This window comes from Photorhabdus hindustanensis, assembly GCF_002968995.1.
GTDB classification, from domain to species: domain Bacteria; phylum Pseudomonadota; class Gammaproteobacteria; order Enterobacterales; family Enterobacteriaceae; genus Photorhabdus; species Photorhabdus akhurstii.
This window is the reverse complement of record NZ_PUWT01000050.1, coordinates 1-14,570: the sequence shown is the minus strand read 5'-3', so window position 1 is coordinate 14,570 and position 14,570 is coordinate 1. Positions and strand designations below refer to the sequence as shown.

Annotated in this window: 8 protein-coding genes and 2 pseudogenes; 9 read left to right on the top strand and 1 reads right to left on the bottom strand. The window is 39.9% G+C overall.

Features of this window, described 5'->3' with window-relative positions:
- The first annotated feature begins 45 nt into the window (after positions 1 to 45).
- The 7 genes and pseudogenes from C6H66_RS17300 to C6H66_RS17270 all read left to right on the top strand — a co-directional run bounded on the left by C6H66_RS17300 (position 46) and on the right by C6H66_RS17270 (position 13,180).
- Complete coding sequence (locus tag C6H66_RS17300; RefSeq protein WP_105396230.1) at positions 46 to 2,751, top strand: baseplate J/gp47 family protein; 2,706 nt, start codon at positions 46 to 48, stop codon at positions 2,749 to 2,751.
- Positions 2,744 to 5,645: pseudogene (locus tag C6H66_RS17295) on the top strand (hypothetical protein). Before C6H66_RS17300 ends, C6H66_RS17295 begins: the two are co-directional and overlap by 8 nt.
- Positions 5,646 to 5,795: 150 nt before the next feature.
- A complete protein-coding gene (locus C6H66_RS17290) occupies positions 5,796 to 7,151 on the top strand; it encodes a phage tail protein (RefSeq protein ID WP_105396229.1) in 1,356 nt (451 codons plus the stop codon).
- An 81-nt stretch (positions 7,152 to 7,232) separates the two neighbouring features.
- Positions 7,233 to 9,080, top strand: a complete 1,848-nt coding sequence (locus C6H66_RS17285; protein WP_105396228.1) for a contractile injection system tape measure protein — start codon at positions 7,233 to 7,235, stop codon at positions 9,078 to 9,080.
- A 9-nt stretch (positions 9,081 to 9,089) separates the two neighbouring features.
- A pseudogene (locus C6H66_RS17280) lies at positions 9,090 to 11,175 on the top strand (ATP-binding protein).
- Positions 11,176 to 11,199: 24 nt separating this feature from the next.
- Positions 11,200 to 12,102 (top strand): Pvc16 family protein, encoded by a 903-nt coding sequence (locus C6H66_RS17275; protein WP_105396227.1) that lies wholly within the window; start codon positions 11,200 to 11,202, stop codon positions 12,100 to 12,102.
- A gap of 64 nt (positions 12,103 to 12,166) precedes the next feature.
- Positions 12,167 to 13,180 carry an Insecticial toxin gene (locus tag C6H66_RS17270; protein ID WP_105396226.1) on the top strand — a complete coding sequence of 338 codons (1,014 nt, stop codon included), beginning with the start codon at positions 12,167 to 12,169 and terminating at the stop codon, positions 13,178 to 13,180.
- Here C6H66_RS17270 and C6H66_RS17265 read toward each other — a convergent pair.
- Positions 13,161 to 13,376 (bottom strand): type II toxin-antitoxin system YoeB family toxin, encoded by a 216-nt coding sequence (locus tag C6H66_RS17265; protein ID WP_248000714.1) that lies wholly within the window; start codon positions 13,374 to 13,376, stop codon positions 13,161 to 13,163. The two genes, C6H66_RS17270 and C6H66_RS17265, sit on opposite strands and share 20 nt — an antisense overlap.
- 368 nt (positions 13,377 to 13,744) lie before the next feature.
- Between C6H66_RS17265 and C6H66_RS25665 the strand changes: the two genes are divergently transcribed.
- Both C6H66_RS25665 and C6H66_RS17255 read left to right on the top strand, forming a co-directional pair.
- The gene (locus C6H66_RS25665) at positions 13,745 to 14,377 is read left to right on the top strand and encodes a tail fiber protein (protein ID WP_146111063.1); all 633 of its coding nucleotides are present in this window, start codon (positions 13,745 to 13,747) and stop codon (positions 14,375 to 14,377) included.
- Positions 14,378 to 14,422: 45 nt separating this feature from the next.
- Positions 14,423 to 14,570, top strand: a 148-nt coding sequence (locus tag C6H66_RS17255) for a transposase family protein (protein ID WP_146111062.1), incomplete at its 3' end; no start/stop codon positions are given.

Below are 14,570 nucleotides of genomic sequence, written 5' to 3'. Positions count from 1 at the left end.
CTGAAAATTGATCAGGAATATATTCAAATAATAGGTGGTGTCAATATGGGACAGGCCGAGTTAGATAATAAACTCTCCGCTATTGTGCCAAATACTGCGTTTAAACTTGATGAAAGAAGTACGCTGGATATTTTAAACTGGCTTAAAAAATACTCCTCAATCATCCCTTTCGATCAAGATAAAAAACAGTTCTGGGACAGTTTCTACTTTATTCAAAAAAATAGTCCTCAGCAATTAGCCAATATTTACCAGCAAGTTAATCAAGCCAATGGCCTTTTACCGCCACATCAGGCTTTCGTACTGGCTTTTTTAAAACTATTAGAAACAACCAAACGCTTATTAAACACCTTCCCGGCACGACACCGTGATCTTTATTATCGAGAATTACTGGGACTGAATCCTAAAAACGCCCAAGCGGATAGTGTCGCCATCAGCGTTATCCTGAATACGGATAACGCGGAATTTTTAGTAGCACAAGGCACGCTGTTTGATGCCGGGCAAGATAGCGCCGGCAATTCGTTACAGTATGCGTCAGACACGGATTTATTGGCCAATCAAGGGGCGCTGACCGACCTGCGTTGGTATAGGAAAGACGGCAATAATGGCTGGCAATCGGCAATCCCTTTTAATCTTTCGGATAACATTGCATTACCTGAAAAAGGTATCCGACTTTTTAGCCCGACAGCTAATGATATGCCGGTGCTATCCGGTTATCTGATTACCTCCTCTTTATTTGCAATGTCCGCCGGAGAACGCCATATCACATTGACGCTGGAAAATGATTGGGAAGGTCAAGCGGAACATCTCACCGCTAAAATCAGTGCAGAAGATCACTGGTTATCGTTGTCGGTAAAACTTATCGACAAAAAGAATATTGAACTAGGATTATCATCCACGGCTGATCCTATCAGCCCGCCAGATAACCTTGATGGCATGGCATTCGACGTACCGGTATTAAAATTAGGCACAACTCAAAAACCCACTTTGCCCAAAATTACCGGGATTGCAATCAACATTAACGGCAACCGTAGTGTGCACTATGCCTCTGACGGCGGAACTGAACAAACCGATAAAACCAGTTTCCCCTTTGGTCAATTTCCATCGTTGGGTTCCGGCTTTAATCTGGTTGCCCCTGAATGGTATGGTTCTGAAAACGCGACGCTTACCCTGACTCCGCAATGGGTTGGCTTGCCGACAAAGAGTTTTAAAGCGTGGTATAAAGGGTACACCCCTGAACCGGATAATAGCGCGTTTAAAGTCCAGGGCTATTTAGTCACGCCTCAGGAAAGAAAAAAGCTCACGGGAACCCCATCGTTATTTGGCGGAACCGATGCACCTCAAGGACAAAGCCTGAGTTTTACCTTACCGACAATGGACTACTCTGTGTCTGATAGCCCATCACCCAACGACTGGCCTGCGTCAGTGCGCATAGAATTGGCTGAACAAGATTTTATGCACACCCAATACTGGCAAGATCCGACCGGTAAAAATTTACCCTACACCCCACAAATCAGCGCATTGCAAATCACATTCAGCGCTAAAGTAAAAACCGAGCAATACACCGTTTATCCTCTCACGCCTTTCGGTTGGGGAAACGCGAACGCTGAAACGCCTTCATTCGCCAATGACGCACTCTATTTGGGTTTCACTAACGTGTCACCGGGACAAACCTTATCCCTATACTGGCAATTGGTCGGTGTTCAGGAACTTACGCTATTCTGGTCTTATCTGAATCAACAAAACACCTGGCAGCCATTAAATCAACTGGTTCACGACCAAACTCACAACCTGTTTGACCGGGGAATATGGAGTACGTTATTGCCACAAGACGCGTCAAATCAGGCAGCCTTAATGCCGTCAGGACGATACTGGTTGAAAGCAGAGATCACTCAACAGACCGCCCCTGAGAATTACCCAAAAATGCAAGGCATACTGTATAACGCCGCCACCGTTACATTAATCAACTCAGAAGTCATTGAAAATGATCACTTTATCAATGGATTAGCCGCCGATAGCATCAAGCAGACCGTCAGCGCGTCCGATGCCATTAACCGTGTGACGCAACCCTGGGCATCCTGGAACGGTCATCCGAAAGAAACAGAATCCGCTTTTCTCAAGCGAATTCCTCCCCGGTTGTCCCATCGTAACCGTGCTTTAAGTTGGGATAATATCGTTACGCTACTGAAAGAGAATTTTATCAGTATATTTGATGTCAAATACCCTTCCGCCAATGAACTAACCAAAATCCCGGCGCCGGAAACGCAACAACTGACTGTGATCCCTAACAGTCGTTACAAAGATAACGACGATGCGCTGCGCCCGATCCTGAATCCGGCCCGACTGGCGGAAATGGCCGATTGGATAAGCCAGTTAAGCAGCCCTTGGACCACCCTCAAAATCGACAATCCCAAATACGTTGACGTGCTGATCAGCTATCAACTGGTATTTGTCGCAGGGGTTAATCCCGACTATGGCCGTCATCAGTTACAGCAGGAGCTAAGCCGAAAATATATGCCGTGGGCAGAAGATAGCGCTATCGGCGTCACAACCGGTAATCGCATTGATTACTACCCGTTATTAGCCATCATTCAGCAGTCACCTTTAGTTGAACGGGTCACTAACTTAACGTTGAAAAAATCGCCCCAAACCGCAGAAGCAGTCGGTGACAGCGTAGAGGCCGCTGATAATGAAGTACTGATTTTAGTTTGGTCAGAAAAGAGTTCCGCTAATAAAGGAGCAAACAATGGATAATCAGGATGCCCTGTTTCCCACCGTTAAAGACGATATCGCCTTTGAAACCCTACTCACTCAAGCCAAGACAGTGATTGAGCAACAGTCTGGGCAACTCTGGAGCAATACAGCAGAAAATGATCCCGGTATTACCTTATTAGAAGCCGGTTGTTACGGTGCATCTGATCTGGCCTATCGTCATTCGCTACCCCTGCGCGATCTGCTTACCCCCGAAAAACAAGAACAGACACCGAACGATGGCATTTTTCCACAAGAATTCGGCCCACAACAAATGCTGACCTGCGGCCCCATTACCGCGGAAGATTATCGCCGCGCCTTACTGGATTTACATAGCAGCGATAATATTAACGACAAAAGTGAAGGTTATTTTTTCTTTAACGATGTGCAGCTAGTTCGTGAACCTGAAAGTGAACGTTATCAGTACTGGTATAACAAACAGAAACGTGAATACAGTTTCATTCAGACGCCAGATAGCCAACAGTTAACCCTGAGAGGCAACTACTGGCTTTATTTACTCCCTAGCCGGGAAACTGAGGCCGATAAGGTACTGGCACAACAGAGTCTGGCGGCTTTCTTAAAAAATAACCGTAATCTAGGGGAATCCGTCAGTAAAATTATCTGGCTACAACCGACGGATTTCCTGTTGCAGCTTGCTATCGAGCTGGATGATGATGTAAAAGATATTGCTGACATCTTCGCCAAAGTCTATATGACAACCGCACAGATGGCATTGGCTAAACCGTTACGTCATACCACTCAGGCCATGAAAGAATTAGGCTACAGTAATGAAGAAATATTCGCGGGACCTTATTTACATCACGGCTGGATACCCGAATTACCGGCGGCCAAAGATTACACCAAGCCGACAGAATTAAAACTCAGCCATTTGGCTAATTGCTTATTGGCTATCCCCGGAGTACAAAGTATTACCCAATTAGCATTAGGCAAACACGATGAAAATATTTCTCCGTTGGCGGACGATAATTGGTCCTGGACAATCGCTCAAAGATATTATCCCAGGCTATGGGGCAGTGATCCCTTAAGCTTAATTACTTCACCAGCAAGCCCGCTCATTATTACCGCCAAAGGCGGGGTAAAAGTCGCCGTTTCTAAACAAGATATAGAGAACAAAATTATTATTGCACCATTAATTCAGACACAACCCGAACTATTAAACTGGGGCAAACATCGTAAAGTTCTGGACTACTATCCGATCAGCAATAAATTACCCGCCTGCTATGGATTACAGACCTATGCGGAAACTCAACAGCAAATACACTTGCACCAATTTATGCTGCCTTTTGAACAGATGCTGGCTAACGGCTGCGCTGAACTTGCTATTTTGCCGAAATTGTTAGCCTTTAAACAACGGGGAAATGCGGTATATGGCGCCAAATGGCCTTTTAAAGCTAATACCGTCGGTCAGAAAGTTCATCAGGAGATCATGCCCAATTTAATCAAACAACTAAATAATGATTCCCAAATTAATAATGATGACGGTATCCATCGACAAAATTATGCAAAAGAATTATCAATCCTGAATTATTTATTGGAATATTTTGGCACCCATCGTGCAGCCAGACCACTCACTCTGGATTCATTGGATTTTCTCTCTACTCAGCGCGGTTATTTGGCGCAACAACCTGAACTGACCTATCAGCGTAATAATATTCGTGTTGATAAAGTGTCAGCGCTGCAAAAACGGATTGCCGCCCGCATTGGCTTAGGTGGAGAATGTTTTAAAGACAACCCCAACTTGGCTAATTTGCCTTTCTATCTGATTGAACATCTTCAGCTATTACCGATAAAACCTGACAAAAAATTCGATAGTGAGCAAAAACCCGATAATCTGGAAATAAAAAAGTGAGCCAAATGCTAAAAATCATCAATTAATCATTACCCAGAAAGGAACAGCGGACCAATTATTGCACGGGCAGGTCATTAATCTGATTATTATTGAGGGAGACAGAAAATTCATATTACGAGGCCAAATGATCACCGATATTACAGGAGACGCCTTCTCTCTTAACACCCGTAATAGCACCGATCTAGAGCGCAATTTAAACCGCGTGGAACAAGCGTTTAAGCAAGGTAATTTACGCTGGTGTAATAGCCCGGTATGGATGGAGGATATGGATTACCAACTGGTTTATGCCAGTGACACATATCAAACGGGAACAGAAGATGAACGTTGGATCACCTCCAGCACCCAAAGTCCCTTCCCTGCCATGATCGAAGTCAATGATGAAATTACGCTGAAATATGTTATTACCCCCGATGGACCGCCAACAACAATATTAGCTAATAGTGATTCTCCAACCGATTATGAGCTTAAAGCACAAGTTGTAGAATTTGATCGCATTAAAGGCCGGATATTAATTAAAAAAATACCGGGCCAACAATATAATTTTCCAAAACCAGAAGACGCATGGCGCTACCATTGGTACTTTTCCAATGACAAATATGCCCTAGCTGACCGCTTTTCATTTATGGTCAGTGTGGTGATTAATCGTCAACTTATTGAGAATGATAAAGTCGATCCTTATAAACTGGAGGCGTGGGTAAAAACGGAAATCTTAGCTGAATTCCCGGCACATCTTTCCATGATTTTCCACTGGCTATCACCAGAACATTTCAAGAATTTTGCCAGTACTTACAAGCGTTGGCAGAACAATGGCGCGCCTCTGGGTGATGAAGCCTATAATATTTTAGAAACCTTAACGTTAGGGCGTTTACCTTCAGAGGCAACCGGTACGGGTAATATGCGAATCGCCACCGAACAGCAGCGCAAAGAGGTTATCGGCGACTCTGGAACCGAATGGAACGAAAAGGTAATAGAAGATAATCAGTTATTATATGTACCGAAAATTCAAGCTAATATTCAATCTAAATAAAAATAGTCGCAGAAATTCATACCGCGCTATAAAAACAACCATCAATTTCATTACTAAATAAAATATCCTCAGATTACTATCCTATGATCAGGCAATATTTACAGGATATTTAAAACAGAATAATTCAATATTATATATAAGGTCACTAAAATGGAAAAAGAATATAATCTATCTACTGGGCAATCCAATACAGAAAATGCCAATCCTGAATCAATAGGGCCTTCATCAGATGAATTAAAAAATCGTTTTAAAGCGGGCAGTATTCCCCTACAAACTGATTATTCAGACCTGATTGATATTGCTGATATCGGTCGCCGGGCAGTGGGCAAAGCACCGGATCAAACTAATAATCCAAATTCAGCGCTGGAACTGGATAATAGCTCTGGACTGAAAGTAAAAACTAACCCTACCGGCGGTATTTCTGTTGATTCTAGCGGCATAGCTGTTAAATGTTGGCCGAGCGGTGGTATCACAGTCACTGACGGTTCTGGTCTTTATTTAAAATTAGTAGGGGGTAATTCCGGTAATGGTTGGAGTGGTGTAAGTGGATTGGGACTGGGTTCAGACGGTGTAAAGGTTAAGGCGGGTAATGGTATTAATGTTGATGGTAGTGGCGTTTCTGTAAAAGCTAAGGAGAATAATGGCATTAATGTTGATAGTAGTGGCGTCTCTGTAAAAGCTAAGGCCAACAGCGCTATTGCCATTGATAACGAGGGGGTAGCTGTTAAATGTTGGGATAACGGTGGTATTACAGTCACTGACGGCTCTGGCCTTTATTTAAAATTAGCAGGGGGTAATTCCGGTAATGGTTGGAGTGGTGTAAGTGGATTAAGCCTAGGTTCAGACGGTGTAAAAGTTAAAGCAGGCAACGGCATTAATGTTGATAGTAATGGTGTCGCTGTAAAAGCCAAAGATAACACAATTAACGTTGACCCTACAGGGATATCCGTAAGACTTGGTTGGGGAATAAAAATAGGTGATGGATTAGATGTCAAGGCCGGCAATGGTATTACTGCTGATTGGAATGGTGTCTCTGTAAGATCCAAAGATAATACAATTAGCGTTGATCCCACAGGAATATCTGTGAATCTTGGTTGGGGGGTAAAAGTTGGAGGAGGATTGGATGTTAAGGCCAGTAATGGAATTAATGTTGATAGTAGTGGCGTCTCTGTAAAAGCTAAGGCTGGTAGTGGTATTAAAGTAGACAGTGATGGCGTAAGCATTGATATACAATCAATTGCATCAGAACTCGCTAATTTAATCATTCCACCTGGAACAATTGTGCCATTCTATGGCAATTATGATAACCCTCCTTCTGGTTGGGTATGGTGTGATGGAAGTAATGGCACACCTGACTTAAATACTAATAATAATCATCATGACTCAGTTGACCATATTAATTTAATTTCAGGCTCTACGGGTAAAAATACTAATTATTGGCAGTTAGATTATGGAACACATGTAGCAGCAAATGTATATTTCATGAGATATATTATGAAAAAATAAATCAGTTAATCATAGTGATATATCCTATATAAAACCCGCCTCACATTTATTACGTAAATTCACGACAGAGGAAATATTAATATGCCTTGGGAGCCAAATCTGTTAAACCGGATTACCATTACTATTGAAGCTAATAATCAACAGGCGGCTAAAAAAGTATTACATGGCTCCCTGCTTAATCAGGCTGATATCAATAAGTTATTTAATACATTCTTTACTCAATATCCCATTAATCAGGATATCTATTTAGAAACATTAACTCTGGACCTTGGCGAAATAAGTTTACATAACTTTAATTCACTGTTCCCTGTACGGCTTAACACTGCGCTAAATAAAGCATTAAGCCAATATCAAATTAATCATCAGGAGAAAAGACAATCAAAACCACAGGAAATAACCAACAAACCTTCTTTATTATACGATAATAATTCAATTAATATTGAAGATTTCATTCATTACTTAAATCAAAAAAATTCCGCATTCAATTCAATAGAGATTAAAACTCATCATCAAAATATTGACACTAATATTCAGCAATTGGTTTATCAATTAGTTGGAATAGAAGATAAATGGGCTTTGTTTTTAGCAAAAAGCTGTTTATCTGAACCAAGTCTACAACGGTTAATAGCGCTTAAGCAATCCACTTTATTAAGCGCTATTAACCACAGATTATCCGCAAGGATAAACAGATCACAATATTTTGGGGAGCCTGTCTCCCCCGGAAAACTGATACTCAATGCATTGCAATATATACAGATAAATAATACACAGGAAATACCTAAACTGGATGCCAAAGTGCTATTACATATCACCACTGAATTAGATAGTGGTACACTTAATGCAACATCTATTATTACGTTATTTCGCCAAATTATCACTCGCAATATTCCATTAAATAATTGGTTAAAACAATTATGGCAAACTATTACTGTTGCAACATTCAGTAAAAAACATCTATCGGCTAAAGAATATCAATATTTATCTGAGCGTTTAATTTCAAATCATATGAATAAAGATATGCTCAGTGAAAAATTAATTGTCACTAATCATAACAATATTAATGTTCAGGAAAATCAATATTTACCTAATTATTTTACTCAAAACCATACGAATAAAAACAAATCCAGTAAACAACCGGTCATTACTGACACTAGCAGCAAAAACGTTCAGGGAAACCAATATACTCCAGAACATTTTATTTCAGGCCATACAGATAAAAATAAATCTAATAAGAAATTAACCGTTACTCACGCTGATATTAAAGATACTCAGACACATCAATACACTGCAAATCAGGAAGTAATATCCGAAAACCAGAGAATATCACCAATATCGAATAACCCACATATTACAGGAAATAACTCCAACCAATTACAGAATATCAATAAAACACACTCTGAATACGTTCTATTACCTAAACAAATTCTTCCATATCAGGTAAATAATGCTGGAATATTAGTTTTATGGCCGATGCTACCCTCATTATTTAATCAATTTGGCTTACTTGAAGAGCAAAAATTTATTCATCGTCAAGCCCCATTTAGCGCAGTTAATTTCCTTAACTATCTGATTTGGGAAAACGGAAAAATACAGACAGAACTAAATATATTGAATAACGTTCTGTGCGGATTAATGGTTAACGAACCTATTGAATTAGCGCTTGTTGAACCAGAAAAACAGTTGATCATAGATCAATGGCTAGATGCCATTATTAACCAACTTCCCGGCTGGAAAAGATTAACCCGTAATGACGCTCGCCAACTGTTTTTACAACGACCGGGTAAATTGCTGATCAGCGATCAAGAAATCAACATCACGGTAGAGCCTCAGCCATTTGATATGCTATTAACCGATTGGCCGTGGCCATTAAATATCGCCAAGCTTCCCTGGCTGGATCGCCCTTTAAAGATTGACTGGAAAAATATTTAGAAGGTTTATATGGACTACCTACTGACAAATATCCCCTGTAGCATGGCTGAATTACACTGGATTTATCCCCATTTGGAACGTATCGATCTGCTATTACAGCACTATTATTATCAAAAGGGAGACCAATACGACTCATTACCGGAAAGTTTTCTACTGACCGAAGATGAAGTCGAACAATGTTTAATATCACCGCAAGGAGTTCCTCATTGGTTAATTGAAGTAAATAATCCTATTCGCGATCCAGAAATCGAGGCAAGCCCTGCCCTTGATGCATTATCATTATTAGTCGAACGTTTTGAACTGACTGAATTTGAGCGTGATGTTTTATTATTAGGTTTATTACCCCATTTCGATAGCCGTTATCATGCGTTATTTGCCGTTCTAAATGGTAGCAGTAAAAAACAGTGGCCCAGTTTTACTTTAGCTATTGAATTATTTAGCCAACGCCAAGGTGATCGGCAATTACTACAAAACAGCTTTTTACCGCAAACACCGTTAATCAGTAACCAATTATTACGGCTCAATAATCATGAAGAATCTATCTGGTTACAAACACAATTTTTAACCCACAACGCGATCTGGCATTTTTTATCGGGACAACGAACACTTTTACCACCCCTAATAACCTGTGCTAATTGGCAAACGCCTGCTTCATATAATTGGTATCCTCTGCCTCTTTATCATTCACTGGAAAAGATATTGTTGAATGAAACTGATGAAATACGACCACTGGTGATACTCCGGGGAAAAGAAGGCAGCGCCAGAGAATTAGCAGTCAGTAATATCATGGCATCTCATGGCATTAATACCTTAACTGTTGATTTAGCTCTCCTGCCCGATGAAGAAAACACAACCCTAATATCCAGCCTGCTCGCAGACGCAATACGAGAAACCCGGCTACATAACGCTTGTCTATTAATTCGCAATTTTTCTTTATTTACAGAGGCAAAGAAAATATTACACCGCGATTTATCTATTTTGCTGAACCAGCCGAAATTACGCGTAGTTTGCCTGGTAGAACCGGGAGATGCATTAGTCTGGATTAAGCATCTGCCAATGGTGCAAATCAATATGCCCGTTGCGACACTGACCGATAAAGAAACTTTACTAAAAACAAGCTTACCGGAAAATATCGCCCAAAAAATTAATATTACTCAGCTATGCCAGCGCTTCTCTTTTACTGCGGAAACATTACCGCTCATTCTTGAAGAAGCTTATCAATATAAAATGATCCGGCAACCAGAAGGCCAACTGGAAGAAACCGATCTGCGTCAAGCATTAAGTTTTCGCGCCCAACAGAATTTCGGCAAACTGGCTCAACGAATTACTCCAAAGCGCAGTTTTGACGATTTAGTGGTTTCAGACACATTAGCACAACAATTAAAAGAAATTATCTCAGCGATTAATTACCGTGACCAAATTTTGGGAGCCGGTTTTCAGGAAAAAATCAATTACGGTACCGGTATTAGCGCCCTATTTTACGGCGAATCGGGTACCGGCAAAACAATGGCTGCCGAGGTGATTGCCGGTTATCTTGGGGTTGATCTGATTAAAGTTGATCTTTCCACCGTAGTAAATAAATATATTGGTGAAACAGAAAAAAACATCTCTCGTATTTTCGATCTGGCCGAAGCGGATTCCGGGGTCCTGTTTTTCGATGAAGCCGATGCCCTATTTGGCAAACGCAGCGAAACCAAAGATGCTCAAGACAGGCACGCGAATATCGAAGTATCTTACTTATTACAACGACTGGAAAATTATCCGGGGCTAGTGATTTTAGCCACCAATAATCGCAGTCATTTAGATAGCGCGTTTAATCGCCGCTTTACCTTTATTACCCGTTTTACTTACCCTGATGAAGAGTTACGTAAAAAAAATGTGGCAAGTCATTTGGCCGGAACAATTGCTATTATCCAATGAAATTGATTTTGCTCATCTGGCTAAACGTGCTGATTTAACCGGTGCTAATATCAGGAATATTGCTTTATTGTCATCAATATTATCAGCAAATGATAACGGTGAACAAATCGAAAATAAACATATCGATCGCGCCGTGATACTTGAATTAAATAAAACTGGCCGATTAGCATTTTAAATATTTAATAGAATAGGAACAACCATGACAACCATCATTGCTTCTGACAATGCGATTATCGAGATTAATCAAGCATTAAATACTATTTTATCTCAATATTTAGACATTTCCGGTCAAAAAATTGATATTCGATTTGATCTACCTGAAATTAACTCCATCCAATCGGAACCGACAGTGAGTGTATTTCTTTATGAAATACATGAAGATCTACAATTACGATCCGCTGAATCAAGACGTTATAACCCGATAACTAACACATTATTACCGGGATGGGTCAATATAAATTGTAACTATTTAATCACCTATTGGGATGCCAGCAAGCCCTCTAGTGACAGCTCCAGCCCAGACAGCCTACCCAATAATCAAGCTGCGCAAGTGATGACGCGAATTTTAAATGCATTAATCAACAACCGCCAATTAACCGGTATTCCCGGTGCTTATACCCGGGTTATTCCCCAACAGGAAAATTTAAATAGCTTAGGTAATTTTTGGCAAGCTCTGGGTAATCGCCCTCGCCTATCTTTACTCTATTCCATTACCGTACCTATGAAACTACAAGATATTAAAGACAATATGACACCAATTAGCCAAATATCGACTTCGGTGGTTCAAAAACCCAGTCTGGATAATTCACAAATAAGTCAGGCTCTGGCAGATAAATTATGTACCGATTTAGGTGGTACAGAAGATATTCGCCTTGCCTTGGCTAAAGTGAATCTAATAACCGAACCTACAACAGATAATAATGATAATCAGGAAAATGAAAGTGTTATTCTTGAAGTTTCGGGTATTACTCGTTCAATCTATTTAGCTAAGATAAAAGATATTCTTTCCACATGGGTAAATAACCAGAAAGCCGTAGTTAAAGTAAATGGAACAGGTATTATTATCGCTAAAGAAAATTCCGACAGTTTAACTTCAATATAAAATCATTAATAAAGAGAAAATTATACAGATAATAGATCAAACTAATGACCAAGGATTTATAAATATGCCAAGATATTCTAATTCTCAGAGAATACCCACACAGAATAGTAAAAACAGCCGTAGAACATCTCCATTATCAATTCCTTCTGATGGACATCTTTCACTTTCAAATAATCTGACTAACGACTCCTCCGTTCGCCAAGAAGTTAAGAGACAATTTATCTGGGAAGGCCATATGGAGGCAATTGAAAAAGCGTCCAGACTCGGTAATTTTGCTGTCAGTTTTCGGGCAGCGGGCGAACCAACACTCAGAGCCTTAGGTAAAGGCGCCGCAGCCAAGGGGCATGATATTCTGGAAAAAACCATTAAACCCGGTTCAATTAACAAAGCTTATCCCAAAGATGAAGCTTCGGATGTCATAAAGCAAGTGCAGGAGGCGGGTATTGAAGGCTATGTCGGTCACTGGAATAAAGAAACGGGACGTCTCGAAGGTATTTATATGAGCAGCGGTCACGGTCTATCAGATGAACAAGTCAATGGGAAAATTTATCCCATAGATTTAAACAATCTCGAAACAAGTCTGGCTCCTTTGAAAGAAAAAAAGAATTGGGCCGCACTGCCTTTCACCGGTGATTATGATATGCATGACATGATTAGTTTCACCACTCAACCGCATTCAGTACCATCCAATTCATCAGAAGAAAAGAAAATCATCGATCGCATTAACAAATATATTGCTAAATCTGATTCAAACCGGCCATTTGAAGATATAGAACATAATGTTATCAGGCATGGTCCTCAAGTAAGCTACCCTGCTTTTGCGATGGATAAAGAACAAGAAGAGATAAAGAAACACGGGGGAATTGTCAAAGCGGTTGCTGAACCAGGGGAATTTCCGGTTGCTATTGTCAGTAAAGGGAAATGGACCATTGCCAATAATATCGATGAACTGAATCAGTTTTATAATAGTATTGGCGCAAAAATGAAAGCAAGCTGGAAACCAGGTGCTGGAAATCCCGGGTTCGTTTCCAATCCACAAAAACCGGGCATGGCCAGATTTAATCGGAAATCTCACTAATAATACAGGCACTAATCTGTATTAGCTCAGGTTTATTAACACCGCAAAATGGTGTTCTTTTTATATCTTTAAGAAGCTCGTTAAGTGAATTAACGAGCTTCTTATCATTTTGTTGCCAGTAAAAAGGCAACTTGGAAGATAACGGGCATATTAATTCTTCAGCAGCACGATAAACATAGAAATAAAACCAATCCACTTATCCCAAGCAATAAAAATAACCCTATTCATTATCACATCCTTGTCATAATTGAAATTGAATAATCATAGAAATAAACATCCATTAACAATCTCTGTCATTAATTAATGTTGTGTATAAGAATCTCATCCCCATAATTATTTTGTTTCACGATAAATTATTTAAATAGCCATTGGTTAAATTTTTAAATATAAACAATAACATCTATAAATCATGTTATTGCGGTAGCTATACCCTTGAATCAAAACTAATGAAAACATAGTAATAAACGTTTTTTATATTTTAAATGTAAATAGTAAATAAAGGAAAAAAATCATCAATTTCATTGTTAAATAAAACAACTCAATATCATATACAAGGTGATAAAAATGGAAAAAGAATATAACCGGTCCACTTTAGAGTCCAATATAGAGAATACCAATACTATGGATCGCCATGAAGTTGGTAAAACGCTTGGTCGGACTGATAATCCAAATTCAGCGCTAAAACCGGGTGATGACTATACACAAGCAATAAAAATTAACCCTGATGGTGGCTTAAAAGCAGATAAAGATGGATTAAGTGTAAAAATTAAAGCGAGTAATGGTATTAAGGTAGATAGCAGCGGAATCAGTATTGATCCCAATAATGTATTCCCAAAAGGAATGATTGTGATGTTCTCCGGTAAAGATACTCCTACCGGCTGGACTTTTTGTGATGGTAATAATGGAACGCCAGATTTAAGAAGCCGTTTTATCATGTGTGGTGAAACTATTTCTGAGACAGGAAAAAGCAATAGTAAAGCCAGTGGTAGTGGCACCGGAAAGAACTTTTTCAAAAATACAACATCAACTACAGTTTCGGTCAATGTTACTGTGGAAAATACAATATTAACAGAGTCACAAATACCCAATCATAACCATATTGGAGGTATGGGTTATTGGGGTACTACTGGAATGAGATATGCAGGGCAAGATCACGAATGTTTTTTAGCCAAAAATAAAATAGGTTGCTTCAAATAAAGCACTGTGATCTTATACTCTCTTTTGAGAGTGAAAACCTATATCATGTGCCTTGAGAACTTTACCCTTCATTTTTCGGCAATCCAAGACCCTCGCCAGAGTGCGAAAGTCACCTATCCTTTATTTGACATCCTGTTTTCGTCACTGTGTGCCGTGATTGCGGGCGCAGAAGGCTGGAGTGATATTCAGGAGT

Coding starts and splice junctions, on each gene's coding strand:
- C6H66_RS17300 (WP_105396230.1), top strand. CDS start 46: ATGGGACAGGCCGAGTTAGATAATAAACTCTCCGCTATTGTGCCAAAT.
- C6H66_RS17290 (WP_105396229.1), top strand. CDS start 5,796: ATGGAAAAAGAATATAATCTATCTACTGGGCAATCCAATACAGAAAAT.
- C6H66_RS17285 (WP_105396228.1), top strand. CDS start 7,233: ATGCCTTGGGAGCCAAATCTGTTAAACCGGATTACCATTACTATTGAA.
- C6H66_RS17275 (WP_105396227.1), top strand. CDS start 11,200: ATGACAACCATCATTGCTTCTGACAATGCGATTATCGAGATTAATCAA.
- C6H66_RS17270 (WP_105396226.1), top strand. CDS start 12,167: ATGCCAAGATATTCTAATTCTCAGAGAATACCCACACAGAATAGTAAA.
- C6H66_RS25665 (WP_146111063.1), top strand. CDS start 13,745: ATGGAAAAAGAATATAACCGGTCCACTTTAGAGTCCAATATAGAGAAT.